At 46.7% G+C, this 980-nt stretch carries 1 protein-coding gene; it reads right to left on the minus strand.

Annotated features, from left to right (window positions below):
* On the minus strand, nt 1-850 hold an 850-nt coding region (locus tag ACFQEU_RS16620), incomplete at its 3' end, for an MFS transporter (protein WP_379783950.1).
* Between the last annotated feature and the right edge of the window lie 130 nt (nt 851-980).

A 980-nucleotide genomic window follows, 5' to 3' on the forward strand; every position in this document is an offset into this window, starting at 1 on the left:
TCTGTTGGTACCATGGCCTTGGGCCGCTTCGGCCTCTAGAACTGCGTGTTAGTGTGGAAGAATAGTTCATTTTTACCCAGTGGCTCCAGAATAGGTTAATTGTCAGCCAGCAGATTGAGGCAATAGCATAATCTTTTATGTTGACGTTAAACTTTACCGAGACAAGTAAGCCCATGATGAGTGGTATGAGTAAAAAGGCTAAGCGGCCGTTGCCTAGAATGTCCTGCGCTTCCAGCAAAACCTCTCGTAAGCTGCGTAGATCTTTGTTTTCGCTGATGGTGAGTTTTTTCGCACCAGTAAATTCAGACGTTGGCTCGCGATAAAATAAGCCAAGTATGAGCATGTTGATCGCAATCCAACCGGCAGATACAAGAAAAACGAGGTCCCAGCTTATGGCCCGTAGGTAGCCGGCCACAAAGGGCCCGAGAAAACCACCGAGGTTTATCATAGTGTAAAAAATGCCGAAGCCAAGGCCTCTATTTTGTGCTGATGTCGTGCGGCTAATGGTACCGAGTACAACTGGTTTAAAACAGGCTGCGCCAATAGCAACGGCGAGGAACGCGAAAAAGAAAGACCAAAAGCCCTGTGCCTGGCCGAGCAAATAATAGCCGGGGCACATGATAAGAAAGGATAGCCAAAACATTCGCTTATAACCGTAGCGGTCGGCGAGGGCGCCTGTAACAACTGGAAATAGATAAAGTAGAAAAGGAATCAGACCTTGCAGAAACCCACGCTCGGCGTCGCTAAAAGCCATACCGCCTTGATCTAGTGGACTACTCATGTACAGCGAGGAAACGGTAAAAAACCCGTACCACGCTAAACGTTCAAAAATTTCTAATGTATTGGCCACATAGAATGCCCGGGGAAAATTCAAAAGTTTGCCTTTTTATTATAATTAGGGCTGGTGTTTAGCCACTATTTAAGGGTTTCGAGCACGTGTTGCGCGGCTAGAAGATCGCTAATTGCTGTGCCAACACTTT

The organism is Halorubrum tibetense (assembly GCF_042661865.1).
GTDB lineage: Archaea > Halobacteriota > Halobacteria > Halobacteriales > Haloferacaceae > Halorubrum > Halorubrum tibetense.